The sequence below is a fragment of the Nocardioides sp. YIM B13467 genome (genome assembly GCF_042788075.1).
Classification (GTDB): domain Bacteria; phylum Actinomycetota; class Actinomycetes; order Propionibacteriales; family Nocardioidaceae; genus Nocardioides.
The window spans coordinates 134,598-153,956 of record NZ_JBHZPJ010000046.1 but is presented as its reverse complement, the minus strand read 5'-3'; the positions used below and the strand labels follow the sequence as shown (position 1 = coordinate 153,956).

At 69.8% G+C, this 19,359-nt stretch carries 19 protein-coding genes; 13 read left to right on the top strand and 6 right to left on the bottom strand.

Going from position 1 to position 19,359, the window contains the following annotated elements; genetic code table 11:
- Nucleotides 1-3: 3 nt before the first annotated feature.
- Nucleotides 4-2,451 carry an aminopeptidase N gene (pepN, locus tag ACFX43_RS08075; protein WP_378819220.1) on the bottom strand — a complete coding sequence of 816 codons (2,448 nt, stop codon included), beginning with the start codon at nucleotides 2,449-2,451 and terminating at the stop codon, nucleotides 4-6.
- Between the two features lie 222 nt (nucleotides 2,452-2,673).
- Between pepN and ACFX43_RS08070 the strand changes: the two genes are divergently transcribed.
- A complete protein-coding gene (locus tag ACFX43_RS08070; RefSeq protein WP_378819218.1) occupies nucleotides 2,674-3,294 on the top strand; it encodes a 50S ribosomal protein L25/general stress protein Ctc in 621 nt (206 codons plus the stop codon).
- A 7-nt stretch (nucleotides 3,295-3,301) separates the two neighbouring features.
- Nucleotides 3,302-3,910: an aminoacyl-tRNA hydrolase gene (gene pth, locus ACFX43_RS08065; protein ID WP_378819216.1), complete on the top strand. Its 609-nt coding sequence runs from the start codon at nucleotides 3,302-3,304 to the stop codon at nucleotides 3,908-3,910.
- On the opposite strand, the gene ACFX43_RS08060 is transcribed toward pth, so the two are convergent.
- Nucleotides 3,900-4,562: a LuxR C-terminal-related transcriptional regulator gene (locus ACFX43_RS08060; RefSeq protein ID WP_378819213.1), complete on the bottom strand. Its 663-nt coding sequence runs from the start codon at nucleotides 4,560-4,562 to the stop codon at nucleotides 3,900-3,902. The two genes, pth and ACFX43_RS08060, sit on opposite strands and share 11 nt — an antisense overlap.
- Before the next feature lie 366 nt (nucleotides 4,563-4,928).
- On the opposite strand from ACFX43_RS08060, the gene ACFX43_RS08055 reads away from it, so the two are divergent.
- The 5 genes from ACFX43_RS08055 (at nucleotide 4,929) to ACFX43_RS08035 (ending at nucleotide 11,043) form a co-directional block, all read left to right on the top strand.
- Nucleotides 4,929-5,921, top strand: a complete 993-nt coding sequence (locus tag ACFX43_RS08055; protein ID WP_378819210.1) for a sensor histidine kinase — start codon at nucleotides 4,929-4,931, stop codon at nucleotides 5,919-5,921.
- On the top strand, nucleotides 5,902-6,594 hold the full coding sequence (locus ACFX43_RS08050) for a response regulator transcription factor (protein WP_091052720.1): 693 nt from the start codon (nucleotides 5,902-5,904) through the stop codon (nucleotides 6,592-6,594). Before ACFX43_RS08055 ends, ACFX43_RS08050 begins: the two co-directional genes overlap by 20 nt.
- Before the next feature lie 140 nt (nucleotides 6,595-6,734).
- Nucleotides 6,735-8,081, top strand: a complete 1,347-nt coding sequence (locus ACFX43_RS08045; protein ID WP_378819206.1) for an exopolysaccharide biosynthesis polyprenyl glycosylphosphotransferase — start codon at nucleotides 6,735-6,737, stop codon at nucleotides 8,079-8,081.
- A gap of 81 nt (nucleotides 8,082-8,162) precedes the next feature.
- A complete protein-coding gene (locus ACFX43_RS08040; RefSeq protein ID WP_378819201.1) occupies nucleotides 8,163-10,226 on the top strand; it encodes a protein kinase in 2,064 nt (687 codons plus the stop codon).
- Between the two features lie 10 nt (nucleotides 10,227-10,236).
- A complete protein-coding gene (locus ACFX43_RS08035) occupies nucleotides 10,237-11,043 on the top strand; it encodes a 3'(2'),5'-bisphosphate nucleotidase CysQ (protein ID WP_378819198.1) in 807 nt (268 codons plus the stop codon).
- 3 nt (nucleotides 11,044-11,046) lie between these two features.
- On the opposite strand, the gene ACFX43_RS08030 is transcribed toward ACFX43_RS08035, so the two are convergent.
- Complete coding sequence (locus tag ACFX43_RS08030; protein WP_378819195.1) at nucleotides 11,047-11,532, bottom strand: SRPBCC family protein; 486 nt, start codon at nucleotides 11,530-11,532, stop codon at nucleotides 11,047-11,049.
- Nucleotides 11,533-11,575: 43 nt separating this feature from the next.
- On the opposite strand from ACFX43_RS08030, the gene ACFX43_RS08025 reads away from it, so the two are divergent.
- Together ACFX43_RS08025 and ACFX43_RS08020 are read left to right on the top strand one after the other, a co-directional pair.
- Complete coding sequence (locus ACFX43_RS08025; protein ID WP_378819192.1) at nucleotides 11,576-12,313, top strand: dienelactone hydrolase family protein; 738 nt, start codon at nucleotides 11,576-11,578, stop codon at nucleotides 12,311-12,313.
- Nucleotides 12,313-12,810 (top strand): gluconokinase, encoded by a 498-nt coding sequence (locus tag ACFX43_RS08020; protein ID WP_378819189.1) that lies wholly within the window; start codon nucleotides 12,313-12,315, stop codon nucleotides 12,808-12,810. Before ACFX43_RS08025 ends, ACFX43_RS08020 begins: the two co-directional genes overlap by 1 nt.
- Before the next feature lie 156 nt (nucleotides 12,811-12,966).
- On the opposite strand, the gene ACFX43_RS08015 is transcribed toward ACFX43_RS08020, so the two are convergent.
- Nucleotides 12,967-13,866, bottom strand: coding sequence for a crotonase/enoyl-CoA hydratase family protein (locus ACFX43_RS08015; RefSeq protein WP_378819186.1), 900 nt, complete (start codon nucleotides 13,864-13,866; stop codon nucleotides 12,967-12,969).
- Nucleotides 13,867-14,004: 138 nt separating this feature from the next.
- Between ACFX43_RS08015 and ACFX43_RS08010 the strand changes: the two genes are divergently transcribed.
- The gene (locus tag ACFX43_RS08010) at nucleotides 14,005-15,129 is read left to right on the top strand and encodes a sensor histidine kinase (RefSeq protein WP_378819183.1); all 1,125 of its coding nucleotides are present in this window, start codon (nucleotides 14,005-14,007) and stop codon (nucleotides 15,127-15,129) included.
- Entirely contained in the window at nucleotides 15,126-15,818 is a 693-nt protein-coding gene (locus ACFX43_RS08005; RefSeq protein WP_378819180.1) for a response regulator, read from the top strand. The genes ACFX43_RS08010 and ACFX43_RS08005 overlap by 4 nt, the downstream gene beginning before the upstream one ends.
- Here ACFX43_RS08005 and ACFX43_RS08000 read toward each other — a convergent pair.
- Nucleotides 15,712-16,581, bottom strand: coding sequence for a family 16 glycosylhydrolase (locus tag ACFX43_RS08000; RefSeq protein ID WP_378819178.1), 870 nt, complete (start codon nucleotides 16,579-16,581; stop codon nucleotides 15,712-15,714). The two genes, ACFX43_RS08005 and ACFX43_RS08000, sit on opposite strands and share 107 nt — an antisense overlap.
- Before the next feature lie 158 nt (nucleotides 16,582-16,739).
- On the opposite strand from ACFX43_RS08000, the gene ACFX43_RS07995 reads away from it, so the two are divergent.
- Together ACFX43_RS07995 and ACFX43_RS07990 are read left to right on the top strand one after the other, a co-directional pair.
- Nucleotides 16,740-16,964, top strand: a complete 225-nt coding sequence (locus ACFX43_RS07995) for a hypothetical protein (RefSeq protein ID WP_378819176.1) — start codon at nucleotides 16,740-16,742, stop codon at nucleotides 16,962-16,964.
- Nucleotides 16,961-18,481, top strand: coding sequence for an amino acid permease (locus ACFX43_RS07990; RefSeq protein WP_378819173.1), 1,521 nt, complete (start codon nucleotides 16,961-16,963; stop codon nucleotides 18,479-18,481). Before ACFX43_RS07995 ends, ACFX43_RS07990 begins: the two co-directional genes overlap by 4 nt.
- Nucleotides 18,482-18,635: 154 nt before the next feature.
- On the opposite strand, the gene ACFX43_RS07985 is transcribed toward ACFX43_RS07990, so the two are convergent.
- On the bottom strand, nucleotides 18,636-19,331 hold the full coding sequence (locus ACFX43_RS07985) for a TetR/AcrR family transcriptional regulator (RefSeq protein ID WP_378819171.1): 696 nt from the start codon (nucleotides 19,329-19,331) through the stop codon (nucleotides 18,636-18,638).
- Nucleotides 19,332-19,359 lie beyond the last annotated feature (28 nt).

Genomic DNA, 19,359 nt, shown 5'->3' with positions numbered 1-19,359 from the left:
TCGCTACGCGCGGTCGTCGAAGTGGTCCTCCCAGGACCGTCGCAGGATCGTCGGTACGTCGCCGGCCAGGGCCGCGCGAAGCGCGTCGAGCTGACCGTCGTCGAGAGCGATCCGTGGGAAGGCTCGGCCGACCTCGATGGCGAAGGCCTGACCACGGGTGGCCAGGGCCGGCGCCTCGGCGAGATAGGCCGTGACGTAGGGACGCAGCAGATGCGCCTGCTCGGCGATCCACATCCCCGATGCCAGCGCCCCGAAGCGGCGGTTGTCGACACCGGGGGCGAGCATCGCCTCCCAGGCGGCGTCCTTCGCGCTGGTCGAGGGGCGGGCGGCGAGGGCCCGAAGCGCCCCGAGGTCTCCCTCGGCGGTGCCGTCCCGGTCGCGCTCGGTCGCGATGAAGCGCGCGTCGGCCTCACCGAGCGAGGCGAGACGTACGATCGCCGCCCAGCGTGCGGTCGGCAGCAGCGGGATGCTGCCCCCGACCTTGTCGGCGTCCAGCCAGCCGCGCAGCAGGTCGGCGTCCGCGCTGGTCGCGGCCAGGGCGGCGGCCCAGGCCAGGGCCCGCTGCTCGTCGTCCGCGGAAGCCGCCAGGCCTGCGGCGGACGCGGCGGCGACCCGCGCGACCGCTCCGGCCGCGCGTGAGGCCGGCACCCGCTGCGGGATCACCACGGAGCGGGTCTCGGCGAGCACCCCTTCGATGATGTCCGCCCGAGTCTCGGCGGGCAGGTGGGTCTCGACCAGGTCGAGGTAGTCGTCGGCCGACAGGTCACGCGATCGCACCCGGAGGGCGGTGGCGGACCAGAGCACAGCACGTACGAGCGGGTCCTCGAGCCGGGAGAGCCCGCCGGAGAGCGCCTCCCACGACCCCGGGTCGAGGCGGAGCGCGGCGAAGGTCTCGCCGCCGGCGTTGGGGACCACGACGAGCCCGGCGAACTCCGGCAGCGGCACCGGCTCGGCACCAAGCTCGACCCGCTTGCGTTCCACGAGCCGGAGCGAGGAGTCGTAGCCGGCGACCGTGAACGCATGCGGCCGGCTCCCCTCGCGCTCCAGGACCGGGACGTCCACGTCGCGCCGCACCGACACCGTGTCGAACCCCGGTCGCCGCAGCCAGGCGTCCACCCACCCGCGTACGTCCTTCGGGGATCTCGCCGCGAGCGACTCGACGAAGTCGGCCAGGGTCGCGTTGGCGAACCGGAAGCGGGTCAGGTGGCGGTTGACCCCGGCCATGAACTCCTCGTCACCGAGCCAGAAGGCGAGCTGCACCAGGCAGGCCCCGCCCTTGGCGTAGGAGATGCCGTCGAAGATGGTGGCGGCGGTGTCCACGTCGGGTACGTCCACCGCCAGCGGAGCGACCGGATGGGTCGAGCGGCGCGCGTCGGAGCGGTAGCCCCACGGCTTGCTCCCGACCTCCACCTCGACCCGCAGGTCCGAGAAGCCGGCGCCCGCCTCCGCGACCCGGTAGCCCATGTAGTCGGCGAACGACTCCTGCAGCCAGGTGTCCTCCCACCAGGTCATCGTCATCGAGTCGCCGAACCACATGTGCGACATCTCGTGGGCGATGATCACCGCGCGGATCGCCCGCTGGGTGTCGGTGATCGCTCCGCGCGGCAACAGCTCGTCGCGGTAGGTCACGCACCCCGGCATCTCCTGTGCGCCCCAGTTGAGCCCGGGCACGAAGACCTGGTCGTAGGAGTCGAACGGGTAGGGCTCGTCGATGAGGTCGGCGTAGTGGGCGAAGCACGCCTCGGACGTACGCCGCAGCTCGTCCGCGTCCCGGTCCAGCTCGGCCGCCAGCGACCGCCGGGCATGCCAGCCGAAGTCGAGGCTCTCCCCGGAATCGAGCGCGTACGTCCACCGCACCGAGTGCCACGGCCCGGCGGCGACGATCAGCAGCGCCGGCGGGATCGGGGGAGTGGTCGCGAAGACCCAGCGGCCGGCGTCGTGCGAGACGACGGCGCCGTTGGCGAGGACGGTGTCGGCCGGATCTGCGGTGACCGCGACCGCGAACGACGCCTTGAGATCGTTCTGGTCGAAGCAGGCGTAGACCTTCGAGGCGTTGTCCATGCCCAGGTAGGCCGACACATAGCGCGATCCGTCGACGGGGTCGGTGAACGTGTGCATCCCGTCGCCGTCGGTCGTGTAGGGCAGGGTCGCGGTCACCTCCACCTCGTTGACCGCCCCGTCGTTGACCGCCCCGTCGGTCAGCACGGTCGAGAGGCCGGTCAAGCCCACCCGCACACCGTCGTACGCGGCCTCGACCGCCTCCCCGTTGACGACCAACGACACCGCGACGGCGCCCTTCAGGTCCAGGAACGTCTCGGCGACCGTGGAACGGAACCGGACCCGGGTGTGGCTCCGGAAGGTCTCGGGACCGGTGAGGTCGAGATCGAGCGAGTAGGAGACGGAGCTGAGCACGCCGGCCCGTGTGCGGGCCTCGTCGAGTGTGAGGGACACGACCTCCAACGTACGTCCTCGCAGGTCAGCACGCGCGCGCATTTCGCTGTGAGCGTGATCCGGGGATAGTCTGTGGCAGTTGCCTCGGCGAGGGAGCGCATCGCGCTCCGTGATCGACAAGGTGGACGTCTCTTCGGGAGACGCCGTGCCTTCGTCGCACGGCCTTCGTTGGACCAGCCGGGCGCCATTGACGTCAGCACCACTCATCGAGGAGTTCAACGCATGTCCAGCGAGAAGATCGTCGCCGAGAAGCGCACCGAGTTCGGCAAGGGTGCCGCTCGCCGCATCCGCCGTGAGAACAAGATTCCGGCGGTCGTCTACGGCCACGGCGCCGACCCGATCCACCTGAGCCTGCCGGGCCACGCCACCATGATGGCGCTCAAGAACCACGGTGCCAACGCGCTGCTGGAGCTCGACATCGACGGCAAGATCCAGCTCGCCATGACCAAGCAGGTCCAGGTCGACGACGTCCGCCGGGTCATCGAGCACGTCGACTTCGTCGCCGTCCGCGCCGGCGAGAAGGTCACCGTCGACATCAACGTCCACGTCGTGGGCGACGCGATCTCCGGCACCATGGTCGTCACCGACGCCAACACCCTGACCGTCGAGACCGAGGCCACCCACGTGCCCGAGAGCATCGAGATCAGCGTCGAGGGCCTCGAGGCCGGCACCCAGATCCTCGCCGGCGCCGTCGAGCTGCCGAAGGGCACCACCCTGGTCACCGACCCGGAGACCCTGGTCGTCAACATCACCGAGGCCAAGACCAACGAGGAGCCTGCCGACGAGGCCGGCGAGGGCGAGACCGCCGAGTCCGCCGAGGCCGAGGCCACCAACGGCGAGTGACCGACCGGTGACCGATTCGGTGACCGACGGCGTCTGGCTGGTCGTCGGCCTGGGCAACCCCGGGCCGACGTACGCCGGGCACCGTCACAACATCGGCTATCTCGTCACAGACGAGCTGGCCAACCGGCTGGACGGCAAGTGGCGTGCCCACAAGTCCGGCCGTGCTGACGTCGTGGAAGGGCGGCTCCCGGGGGCGACTCCGGGGCTGCCCGGCCCACGCGTCGTACTCGCCCGTTCCCGGACATACATGAACGAGTCCGGCGGGCCGGTCAAGGCGCTCGCGACCTTCTACAAGGTCCAGCCCGACCATGTCATCGCCATCCACGACGAGCTCGACATCGCCTTCGACACGATGCGGGTCAAGCTGGGCGGTGGCGACAACGGCCACAACGGCCTCAAGTCGATGCGGTCCTCCCTCGGCACCGGCGACTTTCACCGGGTGCGCGTCGGCATCGGCCGCCCGCCCGGTCGCCAGGAGGTGCACGACTTCGTGCTCTCCAACTTCTCCACCACCGAGCGCAAGGTGCTGCCGTTCGTGGTCGACACCGCCGCAGACGCCATCGAGACACTGATCAACGAGGGCCTGGAGAAGACCCAGCAGCGGTTCAACTCCTAGGCGGTCGCAGATACCGGTCGTACGCTGCGACCGCAGCCAGCTGGGAGCCGACCTCGAACTTCCGCAGGATCGACTTCACCTGGGTCCGCACCGTCGTCTGGGCGACGCCGAAGCGCGCCGCGATCTCGGCGACGGTGGCCCCGTCGTAGAGCAGCTCGAGCACCTCGTGCTCACGCACGGTCAGCGAACGGACCAGGCGGTGCATGCGCTCGCGACCGTCCCGCAGCACGTGCCACTGCGCGATGAGCCCCTCGACCTCGCTCGGAGTGTGCCCGCGCCGTCCGTCGGCCGCGTCGCGCAGCGTGTCCTCGATCGTGTCCGAGTCGGTGTCGGCGGAGAGCACCGCGACCGCACCGGCCTCGAGCAGGGCACCCCAGAGGCCGCCGCGCGGGGCGGGGGTCAGCACGACCCCGGGCAGGCGTACGCCGCGGATCAGTTCGCACACCTCGGCGAGATGGGTCCAGCCGTCCAGGTCGGTGACCACCAGCCAGGCGGAGGGATCTCCGCCGAGCAGCTCGTCGGGTTCTGCGATGGTGGGCGCCGCCGCCGTGACCGTGATACCGCGCTCGTCCAGCGCAACCGTCACGGCATCGAGGGTCATCGTCTCGTCGGCTGAGACAGCAACCCTGAGTCGTACGGTCGAGCCTGCCATGTCTGCCGCGCCGTTCGGTCGTCTCGGGCCCCGCCAGATCTCCCTGGGGGTATGGCTATTCTGGGGAGCCGCAGGCGGAGATCGGGAACCTGTTCTACAGTGCCCCAAGTTTGGGGATGACCTGGGACAACGTGTCCCGCAATGTAGTTTGTGGACGACCTCGAAATTCTATGACTCCTCAATTCTCGGTATTGGCCCGGAATGCGGTCGCGTGGCGATACGGTGCTGATTACGTTGCCTTGTGAAGGTTTCGGTCACAACATTCAAATTGGGACGGCCCGACAAGCTCGGGCTGGGGGAGCAGGGCCTGGACACGGCCCTATTCGGGACTCATACCTCACTGGCCGACCCGACCTGGGGAGCAGTATGTCTACGTCCATTTTCCAGCGGATCAACTCGGGTTGGTTAACCACCGCCTACGCGACGACCACCGCCGTCTTCATCGGTATTCAGAGCTTTCTGATCGCCGTTCTTCAGGGACCTTGGGTCTCTTTCCACGCCCACGGAGCAGTCCTCTGGGCCCTCCTCACGGCCATCGTCGTCACCACCTCGCTCGTCGCCGCCGCAGCGCTGCTGTTCGGTGGCGTGCGCATCTACCGGCGCGTGTGCGCGGCGGAGGCGAAGGCAGCCGACGAGATCTACCACGACCTGCTCAGCGCGCGTGAGACCCAGCGTCTCCACCGGGCCCGGATGCACGAGGTGACCTCTACCCTCGCCGGTGTCCGCTCGGCCAGTGAGCTGCTGTGCAACTCCGAGACGCTCGACCCGGAGCGTCGCGTCGCGATGATGACCATGATGGGCAGCGAGCTCAGGCGCCTGGAGCGCCTCGTGCGTGCCCAGCGTGGCGGCGCGGACACGATGCCGATCGACGTCGGCGTGATCGATGTCGACGCCGTGATCCACAACCTCGCTCTGGCTCATGGGGCCAGCGGCACCACGGTCGTCCACGAGCCCAGCAACGCGCTCGCCTCTGGCAGCTCGGACGCGGCGGCGGAGATCGTCAACATTCTTCTCGACAACGCGGCCAAGCACGGCTCCGGCGCTGTCGATGTCACCGTCCGGCACGAGCCGGGCGAGTCCGGTCAGATGGTCGTGATCGAGGTCTCCGACGACGGCCCCGGCGTCGCCCCTGAGGTGCGCGAACGGATCTTCGAGTGGGGCGTCCGTGGGCCGGACTCGGCCGGCCAGGGCATCGGGCTCAACGAGGCCCACACCGTCGCCGAGCGGATGGGCGGCTCGCTCCGCCTCGCCGCCACGGACCGTACGACCTTCGTGGTCACCCTTCCCAGCGCCGTGATCCAGCGCCCCACCGCCGAAGCAGACAAGGAAGGCGCCTCCGATGACGTTGTCGCCGCGTAGTCAGTATCGAGTAGTCATCGTCGAGGACCATGTCCTCTTCGCCGAGTCGCTCGAGCTCGCCGTCTCGATGGAGGGATACGACGTACGCCGCATCCCGATGCCCAGCGAGCCCGTCTCCACCGCCACGATGGTCTCCGTCGTGCTCCGCAACAAGCCGAAGGTCGTGCTCCTCGACCTCGACCTGGGTCGCTACGGCGACGGCGTACGCCTCATCGAGCCGTTGGCCAAGGCCGGCGTCGACGTGGTCGTGGTGACCGGTGCGATCGAGGAGGCGCGCTGGGGCCAGGCGCTGCGCAACGGCGCCCGCACGGTGCTGTCCAAGTCCCGCCCGCTCGGCGAGATCCTCGGCACCGTCAGGCGGCTCTACCAGGGCGCCTGCGTGCTCGCGGTGAGCGACCGCGAGCGGCTGATCCGGGTCTGGTTCGAGCGCCAGCACGAGGTCTCCGAGCTGAGCCGCCGGATCGAGCTGCTCACCAAGCGCGAGTCGCAGGTCCTCGGCCACCTGATGCTCGGGCGCACCGTCCACGAGATCGCCGTCATCGGCGTGGTCTCCGAGGCGACCGTGCGCACCCAGGTGAAGTCCATCCTCGCCAAGCTCCAGGTCACCTCCCAGATCGCCGCCGTCGGACTGGCCCATCGCCTCGGCTGGCGGTCCCCGCAGTCGCTGGAGTGAGACGACTGGTCTGGACCAGTGGGTTCCGGTTCCCTCATTTGGTCTAACCGGACCCCCATCGGCCCCAATGACCGCTTTCTTCCCGCATTGTTCTGGCATGAAGTAAGCGTTCGGGCGCCCAGCAGCTATGGGGGAGATGGATGACAATAGAGCTGGCGTCGGTGGAGACAGTAGTCCCGCTCGACATCAACCGCCGGAGGGTGTCCGCCAAGGCACCCTCCCTTCGGTTGCAGGCCTCGATGGTCGACGGGCTCGCGCTGATGATCCTCGCGCCGCTGATCGTGGGACAGGAGATCGTCCCCGCGCTGGCGTGGGGTCTGATCTGGGGACTGGCCACCAGGATCACCGCTCCGAAGATCCTGCCCGGCGCCGAGCGTCTGCGGGCGACGGTCTCGGGGGTCTTCAAGGCGTTCATGGCGATGAGCATGTTCACCTGGCTGTTGGGTGCGGTGGTCGAGCTGCCGCAGGCGCAGCTGGTCGTGCAGACCATCCTCGGGCTGGTGACCGCGCTCGCGTTCCGGATCGTGGGCTACATCTTCAGCTCCCGGCCGCGCACCCCGCTGCGGGTCGTCGTGGTGGAGGCGGCTCATGACCACGGTGTGATCCCGGAGTGGACCCACCGGCTCAGCGGCGGCCTGATGGAGGCAGCCGCGGTCTGCCGGGCCGACGGGCTCTCCGGCGCGATCGCCTCGGTCGCGCCCGACGCCGTGCTGGTCGTCCCCGGGCCCGACCTGGCCGGCCGGGAGATCCAGCGGCTGGCCTGGACGAGCGAGTCCTTCGGCCTGCCGCTGCTGGTCAGCACCCGGATGCAGGACGTGACCCCGCAGCGTACGTCCTCGATGCGGCTGGGCTCGATGACCCTGCTCTATGTCGACGAGGCCCTGCGGGCACGGCTGACCCGGGTGGCCAAGTACGTGTGGGAGTGGCTGGCCGCGGCGGCCGCCGTCGCCGTGCTCCTCCCCGTCTTCGCCGTCATGGCCGTGGTGATCAAGCTCGACTCCCCGGGTCCGGTCTTCTTCCGGCAGGTGCGCGTCGGCCGTAACGGCCAGCAGTTCCGGATCTGGAAGTTCCGCACCATGGTCGTCGACGCCGAGTCGCTGCTGCGCACGCTCGACCACCGGCCGGGCCACGTCCTCTTCAAGCTCCGCGCCGACCCCCGGGTGACCCGCGTGGGACGGGTGCTGCGGAAGTACTCCATCGACGAGCTGCCGCAGCTGTTCAACATCGTGCTTGGCCAGATGTCGCTGGTCGGGCCCCGGCCGGGGCTGCCGAGCGAGGTGGCGATGTACGATCGGGACTCTCATCGCCGACTTGCGGTTGCACCCGGTCTGACCGGGCTGTGGCAGGTCTCGGGGCGTTCGGACCTCTCCTGGGAGGACACGGTCCGCCTGGACCTGGACTATGTGGACAACTGGACGCTGTTGCGGGACTTCGGAATCGTCGTTCGTACAGTAAAAGCTGTTGTGCGTGGCTCTGGCGCCTACTAGTGAGTTCGCCTAAACTCCCAGGCCGTTGTGTGAGCAACCCAACACGTACGAACAACTGGATCCTCGACGGGAACGTCCCCCATGCAAACCTCCCCCCACCCCATGATTGCCGGCCGTTATGAGCTGCACCGCCTGATCGGGCGAGGCGGCATGGGCGAGGTATGGCAGGCCATGGACCTCACCCTGCAACGCTGGGTCGCGGTCAAGGTCGTGAGGACGTCGGCCGACCCGACGATGATCGAGCGGTTCCGGCGCGAGTCGCTCTCCACCGCGGCCGCCAGCCACCCAGGCACCGTGCAGGTCCACGACGCCGGGATCGAACGCACCGGCAACGGCCCGATGGCCTTCCTCGTGATGGAGCTCCTGACCGGCCCCGACCTCGGCGAACGCCTGCGCTCGCACGGCCCGCTGATCGCCCGGGAGGCCGGTGAGGTCATCGTCCAGGCGGCGCGTACGCTCGCCGCGGTCCACGCCCAGGGGATCGTCCACCGCGACATCAAGCCGTCCAACCTCGTCTACGACAGCGACCGCAGGATCAGGATCGTCGACTTCGGGATCGCCCAGCTCGCCCGGCTGGGCGACCAGCGGCTGACCTCGACCCACGACGTGGTCGGAAGCCTCGGCTACCTCTCGCCCGAGCGTGGCTCGGGTGGCGAGGTCGGTCCGCCGAGCGACATCTACTCCCTGGGCTGCGTCTTCTACGAGATGCTCACCGGCCACACCCCCTACTCCGGCGGCGCGCCGGCGACGATGGTCTACCAGCACGCGACCGCGCCCATCCCGCGGGTCAGCGGTGCGGTCCAGGTGCCGAAGATCATCGACGACCTGGTCGCGATGATGATGGCCAAGGACCCCACGCAGCGGCCGAGCGCTCACGACGTCGTCGGGGTGCTCACCGGCTCGGGCCCGCTGCCTGTCTTCGACGCGCAGGTGCCGAGGCAGCGTCCGGTGCACGCGTCGGGCCCGATCAGCACCTCCGGTGCCTACGAGGCTTTCGGCGGGAGCGGCTCGTTCCCCGCGGCCGGGACCGGGTCGACCGGCTCCTCGGGGGCGTTCGCGAAGATCGGGGCCAGCGGGTCGTTCCCGACCGGCGGGTCCCGGGTGGCGAAGCGCTCCGGCGCGAGCCGGACGTTGAGCATCCTGCTGGCGGTGGCCCTGGTCGGTGTCGCTGTCGGCGGCCTGGCGACCTTCGCCTCCTTCCGGAGCGCATCGGAGACCGGCCGGGCGGCCGCGCTCAGTGAGGCGCTCCCCGAGACCATCGAGCTCGCCGTCGACGTGATCTTCGAGCGGGACGCGCTGCAGCCCGTCGCGCAGGCACCGGTCAACGTACGCTCCACCTACCTGCACACGACCGACCTCGCGGTCGAGGAGTGGCGGACGGCGGCGGCCGAGATCGACGTCGACGGTGACGCCGAGCTGCGGAGGCTCCACCACGACATCACCGAGGTGCTCGACGACTTCGAGCTCTACCGGGTCGAGATGCAGGAAGGCGACCGGGCCAGCCAGGACGCCGCTCGCGAGGTCTACACCGCTCTGGCCAGCAACCTGCTGATGCTCGCGGGGCAGGTGCCGGAGCTGGAGGACAACCAGACCGGCGACCAGGTCCGCAACCTCAGCAAGCTGACACAGGCGGCGGAGGCGTTCAGCATCGAGCGGGAACTCATGGTCGTCGCGCTGTCCGAGAACGAGATCGGTACGAAGTCGGTCAAGGAGCTCACCGACGCGGAGACCGCCTGGGTGAAGGCGTCCTCGGCGTTCTACTCCGGCGCCTCGCCCCAGCTGCAGGCGGAGCTCGACCGGGTCTCCGACGGCACCTTCGACAAGGGCTCGGGCGCGATGATGGTGCAGCGTACGGTCCGCGATGTCGCCGCCAAGGGCAGCATCGAAGGCGTCGCCACCGAGCTGAGGGCAGCATCGAAGGGTGAGCCGATCGTCCGCACCTGGTCCGACGGCGCCGTCGAATACATCCAGAGCCTTCTCCAGGTGATCCTGAAGTCCGCCGAGACCATGGCCAACGACGTCACCGAGGTGCACGAGCGTGCCAAGACCGGGCTGATCCTGCGCGCGGTGCTGACCGGGGTGGCGCTGGTCGCCGCGATCGGACTCGGGCTGGGCCTTTATCGGACTCGGCGGTCGGCTGGATAGAGTGCCGCGGGTGACCTTCGTGCCTGGTGTGCCTACGACCGAGATCCTCGCCTCCGACCACCTGCTGGCCGCCTGGCTGGCGGAGACCGCCGGCCGCCGGCTGCTCGAGGTGCGTGCCACCTCCGGCCTGGAGGGCAAGGAGCTCAAGGACGCCGGTGACCTGGCGGCCCACGAGCTGCTGATGGAGCTCGTCGCCGAGTACCGCCCGCAGGACGCCGTCCTCTCCGAGGAGGGGAAGGACTCCAAGGAGCGGCTCACCAAGGACAGGGTGTGGATCATCGATCCGCTCGACGGGACCCGCGAGTTCTCCGAGCCGCCGCGCGACGACTGGGCGGTGCACGTGGCGCTGTGGGCCTCGTCCAACGACGGGGAGCTGATCGCCGGTGCCGTCGCGCAGCCTGCGCTTGCCGACGCATCCGTGCAGAGCACGTTCCACACCGGTGCCGTTCCGGTCGTGCCGCCCTCGACCTCGGCCCGTCCCCGGATCGCCGTCTCCCGCAGCCGCCCGCCGGCGTTCGTGGAGGCGCTGGCCGAGGAGCTCGGCGCCGAGCTGGTGCCGATGGGATCGGCCGGCGTGAAGATGATGTCGGTCGTGCGCGACATCTCCGACGCGTACGTCCACGCGGGCGGGCAGTACGAGTGGGACTCCGCCGCCCCCGTGGCGGTCGCGGCTGCTGCTGGGCTGTTCACCTCGCGCATCGATGGCTCGCCGCTGCGGTACAACCAGGACGATGTCTATCTGCCCGATGTGATCGTGTGTCGGCCGGAGCTCGCTGAGCAGATCCTCTCGTTCATCAAGCGGCACGGGGTGGAGTGAGGCTCACGAGGAGAGCAACAGCCCCTCGAGCGACTCCAGGCTCTGCCTGGCGTAGCCCTTCCACATCCAGCCGAAGACGGGCATCGCGTACGACGCCGCCTGGGACGTGGGCGTGACGTCCCAGGACCAGGTGACCCGGGTGCCGGTGCCGGCCGGGGCGAAGGACCAGCGCCCGGCGACGTGGCCGACCAGGAGCTTGAGCGGGCCGGAGAGCGGCGTGATCTCGTAGGAGAACGACGAGGGGGCGTCGATGCCGGTCAGGGTCTCGCGCATCGTCGCGCCGTCGGCGAGGACGATCGTGCGGGTCTCGCCGGCGGCATCCCAGCCGCCGGCTTGGTCGCGGACCTCGGCGATCGGGCCGATCGCGGCGTACCGGCGACCGAAGATCTGCGGCAGCGGCGCCGGGAGGACGCGGGCGAGGGCGGTCTCGTACGCGACCGGGATCGCTCGGGAGGATTCGAGGTGCAGTGCCTCTGGGTGCTGGGTCATGGGGACGAGCATGGCACCAAGGTGCTGCCGGTAGCGTGAGGGCGTGGTCGAGCAGATCGAGATCGAGACACCTGACGGCACCGCCGGGGCCTATCTGGCCCGGCCCGAGAGCGCACCGAAGGGCGGTGTGCTCGTCTACATGGATGCCATCGGCCTCCGGCCGCGGCTGGCCGAGATGGTCGAGCGGGTCGCCTCCTGGGGCTACGTCGTGCTCGCACCCAACACGTTCTACCGCGACGGCAGCGTGGCGGAGCTGGCCCCGACGGCCGACCTTCGCGACCCCGCTGCGAGGGAGGCGTTCTTCGTGGACGCGATGGCCAGGGTCCGGGGCCTGAGCGTCGCCCGGCTGGCGATCGACATCCCGGCGTACGTCGAAACCCTCCAGACGTACGTCACCGGCCCGCTCGCCACCCACGGCTACTGCATGGGCGCGCGGCTGGCGGTGCGGACCGCAGGGCGGTTCCCCGACGAGTTCGTCGCGGTCGGCGGCTTCCACGGCGGCGGGCTGGTCACCGCAGACGCCGCCTCGCCGCACACCTGCATCGCCGGGACGAGGGCGGAGTACTACTTCGGGCACGCGGACCACGACCGCTCCATGACGCCGGAGAACGTCGAGGGCCTCAGCAGGGCGCTCGACGACGCCGGGGTGATCTACACCAACCTCATCTACCCCGACGCCCCGCACGGCTACACGATGGCGGACACCTCGTCCTACCAGGAGGCGGGGACTCATCGGCACTTCACCGATCTCGAGGCGCTCTACGCCCGTACGATGGCGTGATGGCGAAACCGGTACTTGTCGTGATGGGAGTCTCGGGCTCGGGGAAGTCGACCATCGGGGCGGCGATCGCGGGGCGGCTGCGGGTGCCGTTCGAGGATGCCGACGACCTGCATCCGCAGGCGAACATCCAAAAGATGACGGCTGGGATCGCGCTCGACGACGATGACCGCTACCCCTGGCTCGAGGCGGTCGGGGAGTGGCTCGCCCGGCACGCCGAGCGCGGTGGCGTGATGGGCTGCTCCGCACTGAAGCGGAAGTATCGTGACCAGCTCCGCCGGCACTGCCCGGAGGTGACCTTCCTCCATCTGGAGGGCACCCGCGACGTGATCGCGAGGCGCCAGGCGAGCCGCCCCGGCCACTTCATGCCGGCCGCGCTCCTGGACAGCCAGTTCAAGACGCTCGAGCCGCTCGAGTCGGACGAGGCCGGGATGGCCATCGCCGTCGACCAGCCGGTCGACGCCATCGTCGAGGAGTACGCGGGCCGGATCGGCGCCTGATCGGCACCGAGATGCGGCCGACACGCGCCCATCTCGGGTTGGGCACTGCGTGCCGGCCGCGGCCACACCCGGGTGAGGGACCAGCGGGCGGGCCCACTTTCGACCGTAGCTCAGGATGCGGCCCCACAACAGGGGGTCAACGGCTATCGCTGCAGGTCAGCCCGTAAAAATCTGTCCGTGGAAGACGTCCGGGACCTCGGACGCCTTCGAGGTGAACTCGGGGGCCCGCTTCTCCAGGAACGCGGCGACTCCCTCCTTGCCGTCGCCGATCGAGGCGTAGAACATCGCCAGCGAGTCGGACAGGTGGGCCTCGAGCGGGTGGCGTGCGGAGGCGTTGCGGGTGATCAGCTGGCGGACGAGCGCGGTGCCGACCGGCGACCGGTTCTGGGTGAACCTCCGGGCCAGCTCGAAGGCCGCGGGCAGCAGCTCGTCGGGAAGGTGGATGCTGCGGACGAGACCGCCGTCGAGGGCCTGGTCGGGGTCGAGGATCTCCGCGGTGTAGAGCCACTCCAGGGCCCGGGGGACACCCACGACGCGCGGCAGGAAGTAGGACGAGCAGGCCTCAGGAACGATGCCGAGCTTGCCGAAGACGAAGCCGATCTTCGCCTTCGAGGAGGCCAGCCGCGCGTCCATCGCGCACAGCATCGTGGCGCCGATGCCGACCGCGGGGCCGTTGATCGCGGCGATCACGGGCTTCGGGAGTGCGTGGATCGCGAGGGTGACCTTCCCGCCCGTGTCGCGTACGCCCTCGGCGTACTCGGGGTGGTTGGCCGGGTCGGCGAGGTGCTCGGCGAGCCTCTCGGGCGTCGGGTGCAGCGACTCGTCGAGGCCGAACACGTTCCCGGAGGCGGAGAGGTCCATCCCCGCGCAGAACGCCCGCCCGGCGCCGGTCACGATGACCGCGCGCACCTCGTCGGCCATCGCGTCGGTGGTGAAGACCTCCTCCAGCTCGCGCGCCATCGTCACCGTGAACGAGTTGAGCGCGTCGGGGCGGTTGAGGGTCAGGAGCGCGATGCCATCGGCGTCCACGTCGAAGGTCAGGGTCTCGTAAGCCATGCCTCACAGTCTGCACCGGTGGTCGAGCTTGTCGAGACCCCCTCTCGCGTAATGGGTCCGTTCAGTCGCGGATCGGCGGGTCCAAGTACTGTCGAAAGTCGGTACAGCCCGGTCGAGACGGCAACTACCGTGGTTGGCGTGAGTCTGCTGCGACGGCCCCGCCTGTCAGAACCGATCCTGTCGGGCCTCCTGGTCGTGGCGGTCGCCGGCGAGCACCTCTACATGAGCGACGCCGGCCACCCGCAGTGGTCGGGCTGGTCGGCCCTGGTGGGAGTCCTCGGCGTCACGCTCGCGATGTGGGTCCGGCAGAGGCAGCCTGCCGTCGCGGTGGCGCTCGTGTGCGCTCTGGTCGGCGGCACGGTGGTGGCCAACGACGGGTGGGTCCTGATCAGCTACATCGCGTTCGCGGCCCTGGTGAGCTTCCTCGTCGGCAGATGGGCCGACCAGGTGTGGCCTTCGGCGGTCGTGGCGGGCGTGGCCGTGATGGCGCTGACCGCGCTGGACGCCGTCGTCAACGGCGGCGGAGTGCAGGTCGCGATGGCCGGCAACATGATCATCTTCATGGCGCTGCCGTGGCTCAGCGGCCGCTACCTGCGCCAGGTCGCTCGCAACCATTCGACCGAGATCGAGCAGGCCCAGCTCGCCGAGCGTGCCCGGATCGCCCAGGAGATGCACGACTCGCTGGGGCACGAGCTCAGCCTGATCGCGCTGCGTGCCGGTGCGCTCGAGGTGGCACCGGGGCTCAGCGACGCCCACCAGACGGCGGTCGGCGCCATCCGCGCGGCCGCAGCCGGGGCCACCGAGCGGCTCGGCGAGATCGTCGGCGTCCTTCGCCCCGCCGCCGAGGAGGCGCCGCTGACTCCGGTCGCGGCCGGGATCGACGGCCTGGTCGAGCGCGCGCGTGAGTCGGGGATGGACGTACGCCTGGCGGGATCGCTCGAGGACGGCGAAGGGGTGCGGGACGTCGCCGCCCATCGCATCGTGCAGGAGGCCTTGACCAACGCCGCCCGGCACGCTCCCGGGTCGTCGGTGACGGTCTCGGTGGAGACCGGAGCCGACGGCGTACGCCTCTCGGTGACGAACGGCCGCGCAACCCTCCCTCCGCGCGTCGGGGCCACTACCGGCCTCGGCCTCGCCGGGCTGGAGGAGGCGGCGCGTGCAGCCGGAGGCACGCTGCGCCACGGCCCCGCCCCCGGCGGGGGTTTCGAGGTGGTCGCCGACCTGCCGGCCCGCGAGGACCAGCGGCGCGGGGCGCGCCTGTGATCCGGGTGCTGCTGGCCGACGACGAGGCGATGGTGCGGGCCGGCGTACGCGCGATCCTGGAGACCGACGAGACGATCGAGGTGGTCGCCGAGGCCGCCGACGGGCGCGAGGCGGTCGAGGCGGCCCAGCGCCACCGGCCCGACGTCGCGCTGCTCGACGTCAGGATGCCGCGGATGGACGGTCTGGCGGCGGGAGCGGAGATCGCCCGGACCGCCCCGGAGACCGCGCGAGTCATGCTGACCACCTTCTCCGAGGACGCCTACATCGCCCGGGCACTCGGCGACGGGGCGAGCGGGTTCCTGCTGAAGTCCGGCGATCCCCGCGAGCTGCTCGCCGGCGTGCACGCGGTCGCCGACGGTGCCGCCTTCCTCTCGCCACGAGTCGCCCAGCGCGTCATCGCCGAGCTCGGCGCCGGGGCCGGTGACCGGATGTCGCGGGCCGCGGACGCGCGTGCCAAGGTCGCCGGCCTGACCGACCGCGAGCGCGACGTGATGGCTCTGGTCGGCGCCGGGCTCTCCAACGCCGAGATCGGTCGCCGTCTCNGCGGGGCGGCCGCGACCGCCCCGCACCGACCGAGCTCGCTCAGAGCTGGGAGTCGTAGACGCGTACGTAGTCCACGACCATGCTCTGCGGGAACTGGGTCGTGCCGTCGGGGTTGCCGGGCCAGTTGCCGCCGACGGCGACGTTGAGGATGAAGAAGAACGGCTGGTCGAAGACCCAGGGGTTGGCGCCGGTGTTGGCCGTGGTGAAGGTCTGGTAGGCGACCCCGTCGACGGACCAGGTGATCGAGCCGGGCCGCCAGTCGATGGCGAAGGTGTGGAAGGTGTCGGCGAAGGACCAGCCCTGCGGGTGCATGTACTGACCGGTGATGCCGTTGCCGCCGGAGTATCCCGGGCCGTGCAGGGTGCCGTGGACCAGGTGGGGCTCGTAGCCGACGTTCTCCATGATGTCGATCTCGCCGGCGTTCGGCCACGGCGTGTTCGGGAACTGGCCACCCAGCATCCAGAACGCCGGCCAGATCCCCTGGCCGCGCGGGATCTGGATCCGCGCCTCCAGGCGGCCGAACTTCGGCTGGACCTTGCCCTTGGTGGTGAGCCGGGCCGAGGTGTAGCCGCTCCCGCTCTGGCGAGCGGTGATGACCAGGTTGCCGTTGCCGTCGAGGGCGGAGTTGTCGCGAGAGTCGGTGTAGGTCTGCAGCTCGTTGTTGCCCCAGCCCCCGCCTCCGGTCTCGAAGTTCCAGTTGGCGCCGTTGGGGGCGCTGCCGGCGGGCCCGTCGAACTCGTCGGACCAGGTCAGGGCGGCCGCCTCGACGTCTCCGGTGCGGCTTGCCGCGCTGCCCGCGTCGGGGCCGGGCACGGCGGCCGGCGCGGCCAGCGGGGCGACCAGGACGAGAGCCAGAGCGGCGGTCGCCGTGAGTGTGGTGCGGATGGTGCGGATCCTCGAGCTACGCATCGAACGCTCCTTCATGGGGGTTAACTGTAAAGCGACCTTACTGTTATTTGCCGTCGAGCGGAACGGAAACGCCGGGCGACGTCCGGTCACCGCGAGAACCCGCTCGATGCGCTGTAATTGGTCCCCGGAGCGGGGCCATCGGGGGCCCTGCAGGTGAGGTGATCGCATTGGCACGGGATCCATACAGGCCACGGACGCCGTTCATCGGGATGACGATGGTGTTCCTCGCGTTGGCGATCGTCGGGGTGACGGCGTACCTGCATCTCGGCTGGTGGTCGCTGATCGGCTACGCCGTGGCGGCGGTCGTCGCCGTGGTCGGCGGGTGGCTCCTGTTCAAGGACGTGCCCGAGCCACCGCACTCCGGACCGGGAGCGAGCCGATGACAGACACCGAAGACCAGACCAGCGGCCAGGTCAGCGGCCTGACCGACGAGGACGAGGGCTACCACAAGAGCCTCAGCCCGCGGCAGCTGCAGATGATCGCGATCGGCGGCGCCATCGGCACCGGCCTGTTCCTGGGAGCGGGCGGCCGCCTCCACGAAGCCGGACCGGGCCTGTTTCTCGTCTACGCCTTCTGCGGCGTGTTCGTCTTCCTCATCCTGCGCGCGCTCGGCGAGCTCGTGCTGCACCGACCCTCGTCGGGATCGTTCGTCTCCTACGCCCGGGAGTTCCTGGGTGAGCCGGCCGCGTTCGCCGCCGGCTGGATGTACTTCCTGAACTGGGCGATGACCTCCATCGTCGACGTCACGGCGATCGCGACGTACATGCACTTCTGGGGCACGTTCGAGGTCGTCCCGCAATGGGTGATCGCGCTCGTCGCGCTCGCGGTCGTGCTCTCGATGAACCTGATCTCGGTGAAGCTCTTCGGCGAGCTGGAGTTCTGGGCGGCGCTCATCAAGGTGGTCGCGCTGCTGGGCTTCCTCGTGCTCGGGATGATCGTGCTCGCCGGCGGCGAGGAGCTCAACGGCCAGGAGACCGGGATCGGCATGGTCATCGACAACGGCGGGCTGTTCCCGGTCGGTGCCCTCCCGCTCGTCATCGTCATCTCCGGCGTCGTCTTCGCGTACGCAGCGGTCGAGCTCGTCGGCACCGCCGCCGGCGAGACCGCCGAGCCGGCCAAGATCATGCCCCGGGCCATCAACTCCGTCATCGCCCGGATCGCGGTCTTCTACGTGGGCTCGCTGGTGCTGCTCGCGCTGCTGCTGCCCTACACGACCTACCGAGCGGACGAGAGCCCGTTCGTGACCTTCTTCGACCAGCTCGGGATCGCGAACTCCGGCACCATCATGAACCTCGTGGTGCTGACCGCGGCGCTCTCCTCGCTCAACGCCGGCCTCTACTCGACCGGGCGCATCCTGCGCTCCATGGCGATGAGCGGGAGCGCGCCGAGCTTCACCGCGCGGATGTCGAGGAACGGGGTGCCGTTCGGCGGGATCCTGCTCACCGGCTGCATCACGCTCCTCGGCGTCGGCCTCAACGCGATCGTGCCGGGCCAGGCGTTCGAGATCGTGCTGAACATGTCGGCGCTCGGCATCATCGCCTCCTGGGCGACCATCGTGATCTGCCAGATCCAGCTCTACCGGCGCTGGAAGAAGGGCCTGATGTACCGGCCCGACTTCCGGCTGTGGGGATCGCCGTGGACCGGCTACGCCACCCTCGTGTTCCTCGCGACCGTGCTGGTCCTGATGGGCTTCGACTACCCGATCGGCACCTGGACGGTCGCGACCCTGGTCATCATCATCCCGGCACTGATGATCGGCTGGCGACTCGTCCGCGACCGCGTCCAGCAGATCGCCCTCGAACGCGAGGGCTACACCGGTGCGATCCCGATCAGGGCGGAGCGTCCGATCTCCGACGACGCGACGGGCGGCTCCGGCGAGGACGACGGACCGAGCAGCTGACCCCCAGCGGTCAAGCGACCGGCCCGTCGCCGAGCGCCGGTCGCCGTCTCGAAGCCGATGGGGATCGAATCCGAGACCCCGTGTCCCTGGTACGCGCCGACGACTCCGCGACGACGGAGGCTTTACCGGGTCGCGCGACCGCTGCCATAAGACCTCAGGCGGAGTCGCGCCTCAACAAGTGTGGCAGCCCTGGCATGGCCTCATCGAGCAGGTCGACCACGTTCGGCAGCGGCGATCGGCAGATGGCCGCGGCTTCCTCGGGCGGCAGGCCGAGCATCCGCAGGATGTCCTCGGTGACCTGATCGGTAAGCGCGGCGTCGTCGCGCTCAGGGCTGTCGTGGATCGCCTGCGCAAGGGCCATGGCTGCACCCCCGGCGATGAGCAACGCCGAGTACGGGTCCGCCACCGCGAATCGGCCGGTCTCGCGACCGCGCTCGATGTCACGCAGAGCTCGCGGGCCCAGACCGTACTCGGAGGTGATCATCGTCAGCCCGCAAGACAGGATGACACGGCTGAACTGCGGCTCGATCCGGTGGATTCGACCGGTCAGACGGAAGCTGCGTGCGAACACCTCGGCAGGATCCTCGAGATCCTGGGTCCAAGCATCCAGCACCGCACCCTGGAGCTCGAGGGCGGACTCCACTGCGGCTTGGAAGAGCTCGTCCTTGGTCTCGAAGTGGTTGTAGAACGACCCCATGCCGACGTCGGCCAGCTCGGTGATCTCCAAGATCGGAACGCTCGTACGCCCCTCCGCCAAGACCTGCTGAGCCGCACGGATCAGCGCGGCGCGGGTCTGTGCTTTGCGGCGTTCACCACGCTTGCGCGCTGCGGCTGCAGCTGCTTCGGACATCGAACCTCCTCGTCGGAGACCGGATTTT

Coding starts and splice junctions, on each gene's coding strand:
- ACFX43_RS08070 (WP_378819218.1), top strand. CDS start 2,674: ATGTCCAGCGAGAAGATCGTCGCCGAGAAGCGCACCGAGTTCGGCAAG.
- ACFX43_RS08060 (WP_378819213.1), bottom strand. CDS start 4,562: ATGGCAGGCTCGACCGTACGACTCAGGGTTGCTGTCTCAGCCGACGAG.
- ACFX43_RS08055 (WP_378819210.1), top strand. CDS start 4,929: ATGTCTACGTCCATTTTCCAGCGGATCAACTCGGGTTGGTTAACCACC.
- ACFX43_RS08050 (WP_091052720.1), top strand. CDS start 5,902: ATGACGTTGTCGCCGCGTAGTCAGTATCGAGTAGTCATCGTCGAGGAC.
- ACFX43_RS08045 (WP_378819206.1), top strand. CDS start 6,735: ATGACAATAGAGCTGGCGTCGGTGGAGACAGTAGTCCCGCTCGACATC.
- ACFX43_RS08040 (WP_378819201.1), top strand. CDS start 8,163: ATGCAAACCTCCCCCCACCCCATGATTGCCGGCCGTTATGAGCTGCAC.
- ACFX43_RS08030 (WP_378819195.1), bottom strand. CDS start 11,532: ATGACCCAGCACCCAGAGGCACTGCACCTCGAATCCTCCCGAGCGATC.
- ACFX43_RS08020 (WP_378819189.1), top strand. CDS start 12,313: ATGGCGAAACCGGTACTTGTCGTGATGGGAGTCTCGGGCTCGGGGAAG.
- ACFX43_RS08015 (WP_378819186.1), bottom strand. CDS start 13,866: ATGGCTTACGAGACCCTGACCTTCGACGTGGACGCCGATGGCATCGCG.
- ACFX43_RS08000 (WP_378819178.1), bottom strand. CDS start 16,581: ATGCGTAGCTCGAGGATCCGCACCATCCGCACCACACTCACGGCGACC.
- ACFX43_RS07990 (WP_378819173.1), top strand. CDS start 16,961: ATGACAGACACCGAAGACCAGACCAGCGGCCAGGTCAGCGGCCTGACC.
- ACFX43_RS07985 (WP_378819171.1), bottom strand. CDS start 19,331: ATGTCCGAAGCAGCTGCAGCCGCAGCGCGCAAGCGTGGTGAACGCCGC.